16 protein-coding genes are annotated in these 16,192 nt (G+C 63.3%); 7 read left to right on the top strand and 9 right to left on the bottom strand.

All coding sequences use genetic code 11. The features are described 5' to 3' along the window. Positions 1 to 81 precede the first annotated feature (81 nt). Positions 82 to 1,257, top strand: a complete 1,176-nt coding sequence (locus ACED67_RS03240) for an MFS transporter (protein WP_395540091.1) — start codon at positions 82 to 84, stop codon at positions 1,255 to 1,257. Here the strand turns inward: ACED67_RS03240 and ACED67_RS03235 are convergent. Further along, positions 1,239 to 1,598 carry a rhodanese-like domain-containing protein gene (locus tag ACED67_RS03235; RefSeq protein WP_395540089.1) on the bottom strand — a complete coding sequence of 120 codons (360 nt, stop codon included), beginning with the start codon at positions 1,596 to 1,598 and terminating at the stop codon, positions 1,239 to 1,241. The genes ACED67_RS03240 and ACED67_RS03235 overlap by 19 nt on opposite strands. Positions 1,599 to 1,746: 148 nt before the next feature. Between ACED67_RS03235 and uvrA the strand changes: the two genes are divergently transcribed. Next, positions 1,747 to 4,608: an excinuclease ABC subunit UvrA gene (gene uvrA, locus ACED67_RS03230; RefSeq protein ID WP_395540088.1), complete on the top strand. Its 2,862-nt coding sequence runs from the start codon at positions 1,747 to 1,749 to the stop codon at positions 4,606 to 4,608. 34 nt (positions 4,609 to 4,642) lie between these two features. Here uvrA and ACED67_RS03225 read toward each other — a convergent pair whose 3' ends face one another. The 3 genes from ACED67_RS03225 to ACED67_RS03215 form a co-directional block, all read right to left on the bottom strand. After that, on the bottom strand, positions 4,643 to 5,059 hold the full coding sequence (locus ACED67_RS03225) for an excinuclease ABC subunit A (protein ID WP_395540087.1): 417 nt from the start codon (positions 5,057 to 5,059) through the stop codon (positions 4,643 to 4,645). A gap of 76 nt (positions 5,060 to 5,135) precedes the next feature. After that, the gene (typA, locus tag ACED67_RS03220) at positions 5,136 to 6,953 is read right to left on the bottom strand and encodes a translational GTPase TypA (RefSeq protein WP_395540086.1); all 1,818 of its coding nucleotides are present in this window, start codon (positions 6,951 to 6,953) and stop codon (positions 5,136 to 5,138) included. 106 nt (positions 6,954 to 7,059) lie between these two features. Continuing rightward, entirely contained in the window at positions 7,060 to 7,662 is a 603-nt protein-coding gene (locus ACED67_RS03215) for a YitT family protein (protein ID WP_395540085.1), read from the bottom strand. A gap of 453 nt (positions 7,663 to 8,115) precedes the next feature. Between ACED67_RS03215 and ACED67_RS03210 the strand changes: the two genes are divergently transcribed. Further along, on the top strand, positions 8,116 to 8,694 hold the full coding sequence (locus ACED67_RS03210) for a hypothetical protein (RefSeq protein WP_395540084.1): 579 nt from the start codon (positions 8,116 to 8,118) through the stop codon (positions 8,692 to 8,694). 55 nt (positions 8,695 to 8,749) lie between these two features. Here the strand turns inward: ACED67_RS03210 and ACED67_RS03205 are convergent, their stop codons facing one another. Next, entirely contained in the window at positions 8,750 to 9,466 is a 717-nt protein-coding gene (locus ACED67_RS03205) for a YitT family protein (protein ID WP_395540083.1), read from the bottom strand. 311 nt (positions 9,467 to 9,777) lie between these two features. Here ACED67_RS03205 and ACED67_RS03200 point away from each other — a divergent pair, with 311 nt between their 5' ends. Beyond that, positions 9,778 to 10,032 (top strand): hypothetical protein, encoded by a 255-nt coding sequence (locus ACED67_RS03200; protein WP_395540082.1) that lies wholly within the window; start codon positions 9,778 to 9,780, stop codon positions 10,030 to 10,032. 42 nt (positions 10,033 to 10,074) lie between these two features. Here the strand turns inward: ACED67_RS03200 and ACED67_RS03195 are convergent, their stop codons facing one another. The 4 genes from ACED67_RS03195 to ACED67_RS03180 all read right to left on the bottom strand — a co-directional run bounded on the left by ACED67_RS03195 (position 10,075) and on the right by ACED67_RS03180 (position 12,920). Further along, complete coding sequence (locus ACED67_RS03195) at positions 10,075 to 11,289, bottom strand: NADP-dependent isocitrate dehydrogenase (protein WP_395540081.1); 1,215 nt, start codon at positions 11,287 to 11,289, stop codon at positions 10,075 to 10,077. Positions 11,290 to 11,389: 100 nt separating this feature from the next. Further along, positions 11,390 to 11,974, bottom strand: coding sequence for an HD domain-containing protein (locus ACED67_RS03190; protein WP_395540080.1), 585 nt, complete (start codon positions 11,972 to 11,974; stop codon positions 11,390 to 11,392). 24 nt (positions 11,975 to 11,998) lie between these two features. Continuing rightward, positions 11,999 to 12,259, bottom strand: a complete 261-nt coding sequence (locus ACED67_RS03185) for a hypothetical protein (RefSeq protein WP_395540079.1) — start codon at positions 12,257 to 12,259, stop codon at positions 11,999 to 12,001. A gap of 1 nt (position 12,260) precedes the next feature. Beyond that, positions 12,261 to 12,920, bottom strand: a complete 660-nt coding sequence (locus ACED67_RS03180) for an alpha/beta hydrolase (RefSeq protein WP_395540078.1) — start codon at positions 12,918 to 12,920, stop codon at positions 12,261 to 12,263. A 159-nt stretch (positions 12,921 to 13,079) separates the two neighbouring features. On the opposite strand from ACED67_RS03180, the gene iscR reads away from it, so the two are divergent. From iscR to sufB, 3 genes are read left to right on the top strand one after another with little or no spacing between them, the layout of a single operon-like run. After that, complete coding sequence (gene iscR, locus ACED67_RS03175; RefSeq protein WP_395540077.1) at positions 13,080 to 13,553, top strand: Fe-S cluster assembly transcriptional regulator IscR; 474 nt, start codon at positions 13,080 to 13,082, stop codon at positions 13,551 to 13,553. Beyond that, a complete protein-coding gene (locus tag ACED67_RS03170; RefSeq protein WP_395540076.1) occupies positions 13,550 to 14,593 on the top strand; it encodes a cysteine desulfurase family protein in 1,044 nt (347 codons plus the stop codon). The genes iscR and ACED67_RS03170 overlap by 4 nt, the downstream gene beginning before the upstream one ends. A 13-nt stretch (positions 14,594 to 14,606) precedes the next feature. Then, positions 14,607 to 16,118: a Fe-S cluster assembly protein SufB gene (sufB, locus tag ACED67_RS03165; RefSeq protein ID WP_395540075.1), complete on the top strand. Its 1,512-nt coding sequence runs from the start codon at positions 14,607 to 14,609 to the stop codon at positions 16,116 to 16,118. Positions 16,119 to 16,192 lie beyond the last annotated feature (74 nt).

Here is a 16,192-nt window from a genome sequence, read left to right as displayed (position 1 = left end):
GGAAAGATTTACTCGGATGGAAAGATACGGGGGCGCATTGCGCCTCTGGCATCCTCCTTTGCGGCTTGCTAGGCAGGGCGCATGACACGCCTGCCGCCCATGATCCTGGTCTTCCTTCTGTGGTGCGCGGGCCTGGGTGCCGCGGCGCAGTTCGGCAAGATTTCCATTCTGTATGAAGACCTTCGCGCGATCTACGGCGGTTCGGGCGAGGTGGCGCTGGGGCTGGTTGTCTCGGTCGTCGGCATGGTCGGGTTGATCTTCGGCACCACGGCTGGCCTGCTGGTCGCCCGGATCGGGCCGCGCCGTGCCATCGTGGCGGCCTTGATTCTGGGGGCGGCGGTTTCCTCTCTCGAGGCGCTTTTGCCCCCCTATCCGCTGATGATCGCCGCCCGTGTGCTGGAAGGCGTCTCGCATCTGACCATCGTCGTTGTCGGCCCGACCATGATCGCGACCCTGGCGCCCGAGGCGCAGCGACCCTTTGCCATGACGCTCTGGTCCAGCTTCTTCGGCGTGACCTATGCGATTCTTGCCCTGATCGCCCCGTTCATCCTGGCCCATGGCGGGGCCCCCGGCCTGTTTGTCGGCCATGCCATCTGGATGGCCGCCCTGGCGCTGATCCTGCGGGTCGTCCTGCCACCCGACCCGCGCCACAGCGCGACCGGGCCTGCGGGAAACCTGCTGGAGCAGCATCTTCGTATCTACCGCTCGCCCCGTATCGCTGCCCCGGCCATGGGCTTTTTTTGCTATACCTTCCTCTATGTCGCCTGTCTGACGCTCTTGCCGCCCGAAGTACCCCTGGCACAGCGCGCCCTGATGGCCACGGGGATGCCCCTGATCTCGATCGCCGTGTCACTCTCCCTTGGCGTGCGCCTGCTGCGGGTGGTTCCGGCGGTCCGGCTGGTGCGCTGGGGCTATGGCGCGGCGATCCCCGGTTTTCTGATCTTGGGCCTGTTCTGGGGGCAGGGCGCGGGCATGGTGCTGGGCGGCTTCTGGCTGGCGGCGGCTTTGGGGATCGTGCAGGGCGCGAGTTTCGCTGCCATCCCCGAGCTGAACGCAACGGCCGAGACACGCGCCGGAGCATCGGGCGCCATAGCGCAATTGGGCAATGTCGGAACGACCAGTGGAACACCCGCCTTGGCCGCGCTCTTGGCCGCTACCGGGCCGGCCGGGCTTGTCAGTGCCGCGGTCCTGCTTTGTGGCCTCGGCATCGCCCTGCATCTGTGGCAGGCGCGTCGGCGTCAGGCGCTTTCGACCTGACCGCCCCCGGCGATCCAGTCCTTCAACCCGCCCAGGTTCCAGACGGGATCATAGCCCAGACGCCGCAGCACCTCGGCCGCCTTGGCCGATCGCGCGCCCATCACGCAATAGACTGCCACCGGCTTGCCCGGCCGGATCAGCGCCCCGGGCAAGGAAGGATCGGCCAAAGCCGCGATCTGGCCCAACGGCAGATGCAGCGCACCTTTGGCCTTGCCGGTCTGCGCCAGCTCCTGCGCCTCGCGCACATCGACCAGCAGGATCTCGCCCCGTGCTGCCGCTTGGGCCAGTTCGGCAGTCGAGGGCGAGGCGGCCTTCTTGCCTCGGCGCAGGAATGAGAACATGTGACCTTCCCCCTGTGATCCGCCGCAGCATAGGGCAGCCTGTGCATAGCGGAAAGTCGATCCGGGCAAGTTCGCGCTTCGTTCGCAAAATCCAGTTGGATACGGCCCCGAATTGCCCTATCTCTGGCGTGTTCCCCGGGGGTCAGCCATGCCTGAGCACAAGTTCATCGAAGTCCGCGGCGCGCGCGAACACAATCTCAAGGGCGTCGACCTGGACATCCCGCGCGACCAGCTCGTGGTGATCACGGGCCTGTCGGGCAGCGGCAAATCCTCGCTGGCCTTTGACACGATCTATGCCGAAGGCCAGCGCCGCTATGTCGAAAGCCTGTCGGCCTATGCGCGGCAGTTCCTGGACATGATGGGCAAGCCCGATGTCGATCATATCTCGGGCCTGAGCCCGGCGATTTCCATCGAGCAGAAGACGACCTCGAAGAACCCGCGCTCGACCGTGGGGACCGTGACCGAGATCTACGATTACCTGCGGCTTCTCTTCGCCCGTGTTGGCACGCCCTATAGCCCGACGACCGGCCTGCCGATCACCGCGATGCAGGTGCAGGATATGGTCGATGCGGTCATGGCGATGGAAGAGGGCACACGCGCCTATCTGCTGGCGCCGATCGTGCGTGACCGGAAGGGGGAATATAAGAAGGAGTTTCTTGAGCTTAGGAAGCAGGGCTTCCAGCGCGTCAAGGTGGATGGCCAGTTTTACGAACTGGAGGAGCCGCCGACCCTGGACAAGAAGTTCCGTCACAATATCGACGTGGTGGTCGATCGGATCGTGGTGCGCGAGGGGCTGGAAACGCGGCTGGCCGACAGTTTCCGCACCGCCTTGAATCTGGCGGATGGTATAGCCGTGATCGAGACGGCACCCGCCGAGGGCGAGGGCGCGCGCATCACCTATTCCGAAAAATTCGCCTGCCCGGTCAGCGGTTTCACCATCGCCGAGATCGAGCCACGGCTGTTTTCCTTTAACGCGCCCTTCGGCGCCTGCCCGGTTTGCGATGGGCTGGGGGTGGAGCTCTTCTTCGACGAACGGCTGGTCGTGCCCGATCAGGGCCTGTCGATCCCGCAAGGGGCGATTGCGCCCTGGGCAAAGTCGAAATCGCCCTATTTCACCCAGACCGTCGACTCGCTGGTCAAGCATTACGGCTTTGACAAGAAGACCAAATGGCGTGACCTGCCCGAGGCGGTTCAGCAGCTTTTCCTATACGGATCAAAGGGTGAGGAGATCAACTTCACCTATGACGAGGGCGGGCGCAGCTATAAGGTGTCCCGCGTCTTCGAGGGCGTGATCCCGAATATGGAGCGGCGCTACCGCGAGACCGACAGCGCCTGGAGCCGCGAGGAGATGGAGCGCTTCCAGAACAACCGTGACTGCCATGCCTGCGGCGGCTACCGGTTGCGGCCCGAGGCGCTGGCGGTGAAGATCGGCGGGTTGCATGTCGGCCAGGTGGTGCGCATGTCGATCCGCGAGGCGCATGACTGGGTGGGAACCGTGCCCGAGGCGCTGACCAACCAGAAGAACGAAATCGCCCGCGCCATTCTGAAGGAAATCCGCGAACGGCTTGGCTTCCTTGTGAATGTCGGTCTCGACTATCTGACGATGAGCCGCAATGCCGGCACGCTGTCGGGCGGGGAATCGCAGCGGATCCGGTTGGCCAGCCAGATCGGCTCGGGCCTGACCGGGGTGCTGTATGTGCTGGACGAACCTTCCATCGGCTTGCATCAGCGCGACAATGACCGGCTGCTGACCACGCTGAAGAACCTGCGCGACCAGGGCAATTCGGTTCTGGTGGTGGAACATGACGAGGATGCGATCCGCGAGGCGGATTATGTCTTCGACATGGGGCCGGGCGCGGGGGTGCATGGCGGGCAGGTGGTGGCGCGCGGCACACCCGCGGAAATTGCCGCCGATCCCGCCAGCCTGACCGGGCAGTATCTCTCGGGCGCGCGCGAGATCGCCGTGCCGAAGACCCGGCGCAAGGGCAATGGCAAGAAGCTGACCGTGGTCAAGGCGACCGGCAACAATCTCAAGGAGATGACGGCCGAGTTTCCGCTGGGCCGCTTCGTCTGCGTGACCGGGGTGTCCGGTGGCGGCAAATCGACCCTGACGATCGAGACCCTGTTCAAGACCGCCGCGATGCGCCTGAACGGCGCGCATGAAACGCCCGCGCCTTGCGAAACGATCAAGGGTTTCGAGCATCTGGACAAGGTGATCGATATCGACCAGCGGCCGATCGGGCGGACTCCGCGTTCGAATCCAGCCACTTACACCGGGGCCTTCACCCATATCCGCGACTGGTTCGCGGGTTTGCCCGAGGCCAAGGCGCGTGGCTATCAGGCCGGGCGGTTCAGCTTCAACGTGAAAGGCGGGCGCTGCGAAGCCTGTCAGGGCGATGGCGTCATCAAGATCGAGATGCATTTCCTGCCCGATGTCTATGTCACCTGCGAGACCTGCAAGGGCCATCGCTACAATCGCGAGACGCTGGAAATCAAGTTCAAGAACAAGAGCATTGCCGATGTTCTTGAAATGACCTGCGAAGATGCGCGCGAGTTCTTCCAGGCCGTTCCGGCGATCCGCGAGAAGATGGACGCGCTGTGCGAGGTGGGACTTGGCTATATCAAGGTCGGCCAGCAGGCGACTACGCTGTCCGGCGGCGAAGCGCAACGGGTGAAGCTGTCGAAAGAGCTGAGCCGCCGGGCCACCGGGCGGACACTCTATATTCTCGACGAACCGACCACCGGCCTGCATTTCGAGGATGTTCGGAAACTACTCGAAGTGCTTCATTCTCTTGTCGAGCAGGGCAATACGGTTGTGGTGATCGAGCACAATCTCGACGTGATCAAGACCGCGGACTGGCTGATCGACATCGGCCCGGAGGGGGGGGATGGCGGCGGCAAGATCGTGGCCACAGGCACGCCGGAAGAGGTGGCGAAAGTCCCGGAAAGCCATACGGGGCGCTATCTGAAAGATATGCTGCGCCCGAGACGCAGAGAGGCGGCCGAATAGGCCGCCCCCTTTTCAGATCAAGATGTTAAGACGTTTAGTTCAGCAAGGCTGAGAGAAGGCCCAGCGTCGCCAGGACGCGGCCATTCTGGCCATCGACCCGGAACAGGTTGTCGCCGACGCGCCAATAGGTGCCGCGCGGGTCCAGCCCGTAGCGATAGGGATCGCGCAAGACTATATAGTCGCGTTCAATATAGTCGCCGACGCGGTAGCTGCGATAGCGATCATGGTCATGCGACCGGTCGTCGTCCTTGGACCATTTTTTCGCCTGACCCGGCGGGACGCAGGGCGGATTCTTCTTGGCCAGGCCGGGCGGGCAGAAACTCTGCGCGGAATGATGGCCGTTCTTGTGCTTCTTGCCCTTGTTGCCATCGGCCAGAACCGGGGTCGCCGCCAGCGTCAGCGCAAGCACGGGCATGAGGAACTTGCCATACATCGCGGGAATCCTTTTCATTTCGTCGCGCCACTAACGCACGAAGGGCGGGCAGGGTTCCAGTGGGGGGAGAAGGCGGCGCGCGGGGCGCCGCCGATCACTCGTTGCGCGAGGCGCGTTTCCGCTCATGCGGATCAAGGTGGCGCTTGCGCAGCCGGATGATCTTGGGCGTGACCTCGACCAGCTCGTCATCGTCGATATAGGCGATGGCCTCTTCCAGAGACATGCGGATATGCGGCGTCAGGCGGACGGCTTCATCCGTGCCGGAGGCGCGGATATTGGTCAGTTTCTTGCCCTTGAGCGGGTTGACCTCAAGATCATTGTCGCGCGAATGCTCGCCGATGATCATCCCGACATAGATCTGTTCCTGCGGGCCGATGAACAGCTTGCCGCGATCTTCCAGGTTCCACAGCGCATAGGCGACCGAGACCCCGGTCTCCATGCTGATCAGCACGCCCTGGCGGCGGCCCTGGATCGGGCCCTTATGCGGCGCCCAGCCGTGGAAGATACGGTTCAGCACGCCGGTGCCGCGGGTGTCGGTCAGGAACTGGCCCTGATAGCCGATCAACCCGCGCGAGGGCACATGGGCGATGATCCGGGTCTTGCCCACGCCCGCGGGCTTCATCTCGACCAGATCGCCCTTGCGCTCGCCCGTCAGCTTGTCGATCACGGCGCCGGAATATTCGTCATCGACATCGACGATAACTTCCTCGATCGGCTCCAGGCGCTGGCCGTCCTCCTCGCGCATGATGACGCGCGGGCGGCTGATCGACAGCTCAAAGCCCTCGCGGCGCATGTTCTCGATCAAAACACCCATCTGCAATTCGCCGCGGCCGGACACTTCGAACGCCTCGCCGCCGGGCGTGTCGGCGATCTTGATCGCGACATTGACCTCGGCTTCCTTCATCAGCCGGTCCCGGATGACGCGGCTTTGCACCTTGTTGCCATCGCGGCCCGCCAAGGGCGAGTCGTTGATGCCGAAGGTGACGGTGATGGTCGGCGGGTCGATCGGCTGGGCCGGAATGGCGGTGTCGACCTCGGGCGCGCAGAGCGTGTCGGCCACGGTGGCCTTGGTCATGCCCGCGAGGGTGACGATATCGCCGGCGACGGCCTCGTCGATCGGGGCCTGCGACAGGCCGCGGAAGGCGAGGATCTTGGTGACGCGGAACTGTTCAAGCCGCTCGCCATCGCGCGACAGCACCTTGAGTGTGGTGCCATTGGTGATGCGGCCGGATTCGACGCGGCCGGTCAGGATGCGGCCCAGATAGGGGTCGGCCGAAAGCGTGGTCGCCAGCATGCGGAAGGGTTCGCCATCCTGGGCCTGCTGCTTGGGCGCGGGCACATGGCGGACAATCAGGTCGAACAGCGCCGAAAGGTCCTTGCGCGGCCCGTCCAGCTCCAGATCCGCCCAGCCCGAACGGCCCGAGGCGAAGACATGCGGGAAGTCGAGCTGCTGGTCATTGGCGCCAAGATTGGCGAAAAGGTCAAAGACCTCATTCAGGGCGCGGTCGGGTTCAGCATCGGCCTTGTCGACCTTGTTCAGCACCACAATGGGGCGCAGGCCCAGGGCAAGCGCCTTGGCCAGCACGAATTTCGTCTGCGGCATCGGGCCTTCGGCGGCATCGACCAGAAGGCAGACGCCATCGACCATCGACAGGATGCGCTCCACCTCGCCGCCGAAATCGGCGTGGCCGGGCGTGTCGACGATGTTGACGCGGGTGCCCTTCCATTCGACCGAGGTGCATTTTGCCAGAATGGTGATGCCGCGTTCGCGCTCGATGTCATTGCTGTCCATCGCGCGTTCGCTGACCTGCTGGCCCTCGCGAAATGCGCCGGATTGCTTGAGAAGCTCGTCCACCAGCGTGGTCTTGCCATGGTCGACGTGGGCGATGATCGCGATGTTGCGCAGTTCCATTGGGGTTCCGGACGAGGGAGGGAAGGTGCGCGGCACTTACAGGGTTTTGCGGCACAAGGCCAGAGGGCGCTTGCCGCAGTGCCGCATAAGCCAGGGTGCCGGGCGTTCAGGTCGCGATATAGCGGTCGCGGCGGTGGTTTATGGCGATGACGACATTCACGACGACCGCGCCAAGAAAGCTGATCGCCACGGTCTGCACGTCGCGCAGGGCAAAGGCAGCGGTAAAAAGGATGGCGTCAAAGCCAAGCTGCACCCAACCGGCACGCCAGCCCAGCTTGTCCTGCAGGATCAGAGCGACGATCCCCACGCCGCCCAGGCTGGCACCATGGCGGAACAGGGCCAGCAGCGCCGAGCCGGACAGGAAGCCGAACAGGATGGCCCCCAGGACAGGGTCCAGCGTCGCGAAGCTGAGGTGCTGCGGCATCCAGATCGACAGGGCCGAGAGCAGCGCCACCGCCACGAATGTTTTCAATGTAAAGACCAGCCCCATCCGTAGGTAGCCGACAATGTAGAAGGGAATGTTGACCAGGAAGAACACAAGGCCGAAGCTCTGGCCCGTCGCATAGGAGATCAGAACCGCCAAGCCTGCGGTCTGCCCGGTGACAAGGCCGAGATGCGTCAGGATGACGATGCCGAAGGCGGCCATCGTCGCGCCATAGGCAAGGCCCTGGGCATCCTCGAACAGGCTGTGTCTTTCGGTCCGGGTCATGCGCTGCGGCTAGCACCGCGGCGACGGGGCGTCAATCGGGGCCAGGTCGCAGCGTTTCCCGTTTCGCGGCAATAGCGCGGGTATTGCGGGATCGTTCAGCAATTCCAGGGTTCCCTGTCCGCCTTTTTGCCGCAATCCTGTGAAATTGACCTGCGGGATCGCGCAAGGTGCTGATTCTTTGCAAAATTCTCATTTTCCTTGCAACTTTTGGGCGTTCAATTCGTAATTGAGGCATGGGTCGCATGGTGCGGCCTTTGGTTGCGGAAAGGCAAAAAGTTCTTTTGGGGGCTAAGGGCGATGCCGTTGTTCAGGCAAACGAACCCGCAACATTGAATGCGGTTTGCCAGATGAGGTGTTGCAATGTCATGCGTTCTGAAAGGGAATACGCGGAAGACTTTTGCTGAAACCTGTGGCCGGCGCCTTGGTGCGATCTCCGGCCTTGCGCTTGCCCTGATGCTAGGGGCGGGTGCCGCCGGGGCCGCGGGCCTTGGCCTTGATGTCGATGTGGGCATCGGCGGCGGCGATGGCGTCGATGCAGATGTGAATGTCGGCATCGGTGGTGGAAACGGCATCAATACGGGTGTGGATGTGGCCATCGGCGGCGGAACGATCGGCACCGGCGTCGATGTCTCGGTCGGCGGCGGCGGCGTGACCACGGGCGTGGGCGTGACCGTCGGCGGCGGCGGCACCACCGTGCCAGGAGGCGGCACGACCACACCGCCCGGCACCACGACGCCCCCTCCGGGCACCGTCCATGTCAACGCTCCGGCGACCGGCGCGCTGATACCGCCCAAGGGCAAGCTGGCCTGCGCCTCGGGCGGCAATGCCACCGCCTTCAACGGCTTCGTTCTGCGCGACAAGGCGGGGGTTGCGGTGGGCATCGTGCATGACGCCACGATCTCGCTCGACCAGAAACTGGTCGGCATCAGCGTTCAGGGCGGCAACAAGTCCTGCTACCAGCTGAAGGGCGGCAGCTTCCGCGTCGGCAATGGTGAGGTCTGGTCCAACGTCTCGGCCGCATCGTTCCGCTGATTGCGGGACTTCCGGGCCCGGCCCTCTCGTGGCCGGACCCGGAAGGCAAAGGGGATCAGGTCACAACATACCAGTCGCGGCGATGATTGAAGGCGATCACCGCGTTCAGGATCACGGCACCCAGCAGCGACCACAGGACGCGGTCGAAGGGCAGAAGAAACAGCGCGATCGAAAACAGCACGAGATCGTGCAGAAGCTGCGTCCAGCCCGCCTTGAAGCCGAAGCGATCCTGCAAGATCAGGGCAACGATGGACACGCCGCCCAATGAGCCGGAATGACGAAACAGTCCGAGAAGACCCACACCGGCCGAGATGCCGAACAGGACCGCTGCGGCACCGGGATGGATCTGGTCGATATGGACCAGCGGTTTCAGAACCTCGGCCATGATCGAGACCAAGGCCACGGTGACCAGCGATTTCAGGCAGAAGATCGGCCCGCGGGCATACCAGGCAAAGCCGAAGAACGGGATGTTCATCAGGAAGAACGTGGCCGAGAAGTTCCAGCCGAAGGCATAGGTCAGGATCAGCGCCGTGCCCGCCGTTCCGCCGGTGACCAGCCCCGCCGCGCGCAGAAGGTGGATGCCCAGCGCGGCCTGCGCCGAAGCGATGACGAGGCCCTGGATATCCTCGAAGAGCGAATAGCGGCGCGGGGCAGAAGGGTCAACATGCATGACCTTATTCTGCGCCCCTTTGGGCTTGCCGTAAAGGGGATCCGAGCGGTGATAGGCCGATCCGGTGCCGAAGCGGGCCGAATGATCCAGGTGTTGCAGCACCGCAGCACCGCCATGCCGTTGTGAATTTGCCGTCTTGCCTGACACGGGCGGGCTGCGGCATTCAGCACAGCATCCGGCGCATCGACACGAGGAGGGGCGGAAATGACTGCATTTGCATACGCCCCGTCGACCGGAGGCAACCGACGCCCAGGACAAAGCGTCCGCGGCTGACCTGTCTGTCCCCTTAGCGGGGCATCCTCGCAACCCTTCCCGGCCTGTATCTTTTTGGTTGCCCCTGCATGGGGAAGTCTGCCCCGGGCCGGGCTTTCCCAACCCAGACCAGAGGCCGGCCCCGGGAGAACCGGGCCGGGATGACGATGATCCTGACTCCGTCGCAGGCAAGCCTGCGCAAGCCCACTGCCATCGAGACGGCAATCGCCGAACATGGCGCCTGGAACGTGTTGTTCGCCGCGGCGGCCGCATTGCTGCGCGGCCGCATGCGCAAGGCGCGCCCGCCGGACCTCGCGGTGCTGAGTGCCTGGATGCGGGCGGATATCGGCCTGCCGCCGCCTGCGCCGACGCCTGACTGGCGCCTCATGGCACCGCATCCGTCGCATCGGCTGTGAAAGCAAAGGGCCGGGATGTCCCGGCCCTTTGCCCCGCGACGATCAGCCCGCCAGCGCCTTGTTGAGATATTCGTCGACCTTTTCCAGATAGCCTATGGTGGTCAGCCATTTCTGGTCCGGCCCGACCAGCAGCGCGAGATCCTTGGTCATCCAGCCATCCTCGACCGTCTGGACACAGACCTTTTCCAGCGTCTCGGCAAAGCGCTTCAGCTCGGCATTGCCGTCCAGCTTGGCGCGGTGCTTCAAGCCGCCCGTCCAGGCGAAGATCGAGGCGATCGAGTTGGTCGAGGTCTGTTCGCCCTTCTGGTGCTGGCGATAGTGCCGGGTCACGGTGCCATGGGCGGCTTCAGCCTCGACCACCTTGCCATCGGGCGTCAGCAGGATGCTGGTCATCAGGCCAAGCGAGCCGAAGCCCTGCGCCACGGTGTCGGACTGCACGTCGCCGTCATAGTTCTTGCAGGCCCAGATATAGCCGCCCGACCATTTCAGCGCGGAAGCCACCATATCGTCGATCAGGCGATGCTCGTACTGGATGCCCGCCTTCTTGAAGGCCTCGGCGAATTCGGCGTCGTAGACCTCCTGGAACAGGTCCTTGAAGCGGCCGTCATAGGCCTTGAGGATGGTGTTCTTGGTCGACAGATAGACCGGCCAGCCCTTGATCAGCCCGTAATTGAACGAGGAGCGGGCGAAGTCGATGATCGACTGATCCAGGTTGTACATGCCCATGGCGACACCCGAGGCCGGGGCGTCGAAGACGTCTTTCTCGATGACCGTGCCATCCTCCCCCACGAATTTCATCGTGAGCTTGCCCTTGCCGGGAAAGCGGAAATCGGTGGCGCGATACTGGTCGCCAAAGGCGTGGCGGCCGACGACGATGGGCTTGGTCCAGCCCGGCACCAGGCGCGGCACGTTGCGGCAGATGATCGGCTCGCGGAAGATCACGCCACCCAGGATGTTGCGGATCGTGCCGTTGGGCGACTTCCACATCTGCTTAAGGCCGAATTCCTGCACCCGCTGTTCGTCCGGGGTGATCGTGGCGCATTTTACCGCGACGCCGACTTCCTTGGTCTTCAGGGCAGAATCGACGGTGATCTGGTCATTCGTCTCATCGCGGCTTTCGATGCCCAGGTCATAGTAAAGCAGGTCGACGTCGAGATAGGGCAGGATCAGCTTCTTCTTGATGAAGTCCCAGATGATCCGGGTCATCTCGTCGCCATCCATCTCGACGATGGGGTTCGCCACCTTGATCTTGGTCATCGCATGCCCTTTCGGTCCGGGGGATTCGCTGCGCTGCTGCATAGCGGATTTCGGCGACTGCGGCAATTACGGTATGCAAATGTATACCAAAAATCCAATATCAATCGAACCAGGGCCGCGCCTTCTCACGCACCCATTCCCACAGGCGCGGGGCGCCGCGGGCGATCTTGGCACCAACACGGGATTCCAGTTGGTCGAAAGTGACATTGTAGGTCGCCCACGTGCCGCCGCCTGATTGCAGGTTCGCCATGACCGGCTGAACCCGGTCCAGGCTTTTGGCGAAGACGGCGTCGGGGGTCTCGGCGGCCTCGAATTCATCCCAGAGCGCGCGGAAGCTGGCGGCAAGATCGGGGGGCAGCAGGCCAAAGATGCGGTCGGCGGCGCGCTGTTCGGCGGCGACGGTGTCGGCACTGGCATGGGCCGCACCATTGGCGGAATGGATCGGCACATCGCCCACATCGATCTTGACCAGGTCATGCAGGATCAGCATGCGGATCACCCGGTCGATGGCGACATCCGCAGGCGCATGGTCGGCCAGCACCATCGCGTAAAGCGACAGATGCCAGGAATGCTCTCCCGAATTCTCGGGCCGCGAGCCATCGACCAGCGTCGTCGCGCGCAGGACCGATTTCAGACGGTCGGCTTCGTTCAGGAAGGCGAATTGCCGGTCAAGCCGCTCGGACATCGCCGTCCCCTTGCTGGCACGCCATCAATGCGCGCTCAGGTCTTTCGGCGCGTCGGGGGCCTTTTCGCCCGCACGTTTCGCCTTAATCGCGCGATCAAGGAAACTGCGCCCGCGCTTTTCCGCCAGACGGATGCGGATCGAGGTCATGAAGGCCTCGTTCAGCGTGGGCGAGGCCTCCATGAGCACGCGGCCGACCTGTTCGTAGAAGCGGTCGTTCTGCAATTCGTCCTGGCTCTCGATCACGTCCCGGGCCAGCGCGTCGGCGAGATCCTGGATGAAGGACATGTCAGCGCGTCCCTTCGGTCATCCGCCGCTTCACATAATCGGAGACGGTTTGGATCATCGGCTTCATATGCGCCTCTTCATCCTTGAAGAAGTGATCCGCGCCCTCGACCTCGGTATGGGTGATGGTGATGCCTTTCTGCTCATGCAGCTTGTTCACCAGACCCTTCACATCCTTGGGCGGAGCCACCTTGTCGGCGGTGCCGTTGATGATCAGGCCCGAAGAGGGGCAGGGCGCAAGGAAAGAGAAATCGTACAGGTTCGCGGGCGGCGCAACCGAGATAAAGCCGGTGATCTCGGGCCGGCGCATCAGAAGCTGCATGCCGATCCAGGCGCCAAAAGAGAAACCGGCGACCCAGCAATGCTTGGCGTTCTGGTTCATGGATTGCAGGTAATCCAGAGCCGAAGCGGCATCGGACAGCTCACCAATGCCCTGGTCATATTCGCCCTGGCTGCGCCCCACGCCGCGGAAGTTGAACCGCAACACTGTGAAGCCGAGGTTGTGGAAGGCGTAATGCAGGTTGTACACGACCTTGTTGTTCATCGTGCCGCCATAGGCGGGATGCGGATGCAGCACGATGGCAATCGGGGCGTCGCGGTCCTTCTGCGGATGGTAGCGACCTTCGAGACGGCCATCGGGACCGGCAAAAATGACTTCGGGCATGGGCCTCGCCTGGATGCGAGCGATTCTTGACGGATTCGCTCAGGGATATTAGAATGGTTCTAAAGGCCGCTGCGGCGGCCCTTGGGTCGGCTTTCGAGGTAATGGGCGCGGCGCGCGCCGTCAATGGACTTGGGTCCATCGACGTAGGGGAGATCAGAGATGAAGCTGTCGACCAAGGGGCGCTATGCGATGGTGGCGCTGGCCGATCTGGCAATGATGCGCCACAAGGCGGGCGGCGAAGACCGCGTGTCTCTGGCGGAAATCTCCAAGCGGCAGGACATTTCGCTGCCCTATCTTGAGCAGCTTTTCGTGAAACTCCGCCGTGCCGGTCTGGTCGAGGCAGTGCGCGGTCCGGGTGGCGGCTATCGCCTGGCGCGCGATCCGGTCGAGATCCGGGTGTCTGAAGTGCTGCAAGCGGTTGAAGAGACGGTCGACGCCACCCATGCCGGGGCAGGGGCCACGGGCGCTGTTTCGGGCACGCGGGCACAATCGCTGACCAACCGGCTGTGGGAATCGCTTTCGGCCAATGTCTATGTGTTCCTGCATCAGGTGCGGCTGTCGGATGTTGTGCAGAACGATCTGACGCCGTGCCCCGCCGTGCCATCCCTGTTCCGCGTGGTGGATGAGGAATGAGCCGCCTCTACCTCGATTGGAATGCCACGGCGCCCCTGCGCCCCGAGGCCAAGGCCGCTATGGCCGAGGCGATGGAGATCGTTGGCAACCCGTCCTCGGTTCATGCCGAGGGGCGGGCGGCCAAGGCGCTTCTGGAACGGTCGCGGGCGCAGATCGCGGCGGCTTTGGGGGCCGAGGGGGCGGATATCGTCTTCACCAGCGGCGCGACCGAAGCGGCCGCTCTGGCCCTGGCGGGACGCAGTCTTGACTGCGCCGATGTGGAACATGAGGCCGTATCGGCCTGGTGCGCGCCGGGTCTGGAGGTTGACCATACGGGGGCGGTTGTTGCGACCGTACCGGGGTGCATGGCGTTGCAACTGGCCAATTCCGAGACCGGGGTGGTGCAGACCCTGCCCGACGGGCTTGCCGTGTCGGACTTGACCCAAGCTTTCGGCAAGCTGCCTTTCGCCTTCAACTGGCTGGGCTGCGAGATGGGCCTTGTCTCGGCGCATAAGCTGGGGGGACCCAAGGGGGTCGGCGCCCTTGTGCTGCGGCAAGGTATTGACCTGAAAGCGCAATTGCGCGGCGGCGGGCAGGAAATGGGGCGCCGCGCAGGGACCGAGAACTTGATCGGCATCGCCGGTTTCGCCGCGGCGGCGGAGGCTGCGGCCCGCGATCTGTCGCTTGGAATCTGGGACGAACTGTCCCAGATTAGAAATATTCTAGAATCAGCATTGCTGGCGGCGGAGAAGGGGACTATTTCAGTCGGGATAGCCTCGCAGCGCCTGCCCAATACCCTGTGCCTGATCGCCCCCGGCTGGAAGGGCGAGACGCAGGTGATGGCGATGGATCTGGCCGGGTTCGCGGTATCGGCCGGTTCGGCCTGTTCCAGCGGCAAGGTCCGGGCCTCGAAAGTGCTGCGGGCGATGGGATACGGCGAGGCCGAGGCGGGACAAGCGATCCGCATCTCGATCGGGCCGGGTGTGACAGAAACGGATGTGCTGCGGTTCGCCGATGCGTGGACCAAAGCCTATGCCAAGGCCCGGGCGCGGGCCGCATGACGGGAACGATGCGATGAACAAGCCGCTGATCGAAGACATCCGCGAGGGCGTGGACCGCGAGACGATCGAGACCGTCCAGGCCATGTCCGGCAAGTACAAATATGGCTGGGAAACCGATATCGAGACCGAATTCGCCCCCAAGGGCCTGTCGGAAGACATCGTCCGCCTGATCAGCGAGAAGAATGGCGAGCCGGATTGGATGCTTGACTGGCGTCTGGCTGCCTATCGGCGCTGGTTGCAGATGGAAGAGCCCCGCTGGGCGATGCTGCACTATCCTGAAATCGACTATCAGGATCAGTATTATTACGCCAAACCCAAAGGCTTCGACAACAATCCTAAATCTCTGGACGAAGTAGATCCCAAGCTTCTGGCAACCTATGCCAAGCTGGGCATTCCGCTGAAGGAACAGGCGATCCTCGCCGGGGTCGAAGCGCCCGAGGGCGAACGCCGCGTTGCGGTGGATGCGGTCTTTGACAGCGTGAGCGTCGGCACGACCTTCAAGGAAGAGCTGAAGAAAGCGGGCGTGATCTTCTGCCCGATCTCCGAGGCGATCCGCGATTACCCCGAGCTTGTCCAGAAATACCTGGGCTCGGTCGTGCCGCAGTCCGACAACTTCTTCGCCACGCTGAACTCGGCCGTCTTCTCGGACGGCTCCTTCGTCTACATCCCGCCGGGTACCCGCTGCCCGATGGAATTGTCGACCTATTTCCGCATCAATGCCGAAAACACGGGCCAGTTCGAGCGCACGCTGATCATCTGCGACAAGGGGGGCTATGTGAGCTACCTCGAAGGCTGCACCGCGCCCAAGCGCGATACCCATCAGCTTCATGCTGCCGTTGTGGAAATCGTCATCCTCGAGGATGCTGAGGTGAAATATTCCACCGTCCAGAACTGGTACCCGGGCGATGAGAACGGCAAGGGCGGCATCTACAATTTCGTCACCAAACGCGCCGATTGCCGGGGCGACCGCGCCAAGGTGATGTGGACTCAGGTGGAAACCGGCTCGGCGATCACCTGGAAATACCCGTCCTGCATCCTGCGCGGTCATGACAGCCAGGGCGAGTTCTATTCGATCGCCATCGCCAACAATGCCCAGCAGGCCGATACCGGCACTAAGATGATCCATCTGGGCCGCAACACGAAATCGCGCATCGTGTCCAAGGGAATATCTGCGGGCCGGGCGCAGAACACCTACCGCGGCCTTGTCTCGGTGCATCCGAAGGCGGCGGGCAGCCGCAACTATACCCAATGCGACAGTCTACTGATCGGCGACAAATGCGGGGCCCATACGGTGCCTTATATCGAAGTGCGCAACAATTCGTCGCGCTGCGAGCACGAGGCGACCACCTCGAAAGTCGATGAGGACCAGCTTTTCTATTGCCGCTCGCGCGGGATGGACGAGGAAGAGGCCGTCGCCCTGGTGGTGAATGGTTTCTGCAAGGAAGTGCTGCAGGCCCTGCCAATGGAATTCGCCATGGAGGCGCAAAGCCTGGTGGCGATCAGCCTGGAAGGCAGCGTGGGGTAGGGGCGTGACACAGCTTTGCCCCGGTTACCTTGCATTTGATGCAATTGCGTCCCATTGCGGCCAAGTCGATGGGG

Origin of the sequence: Neotabrizicola paludis, from assembly GCF_044142105.1 — a bacterium.
GTDB lineage: Bacteria > Pseudomonadota > Alphaproteobacteria > Rhodobacterales > Rhodobacteraceae > Pseudogemmobacter.
The sequence above is the reverse complement of the archived record's forward strand: the minus strand, read 5'-3'. Positions and strand labels throughout refer to the sequence as shown.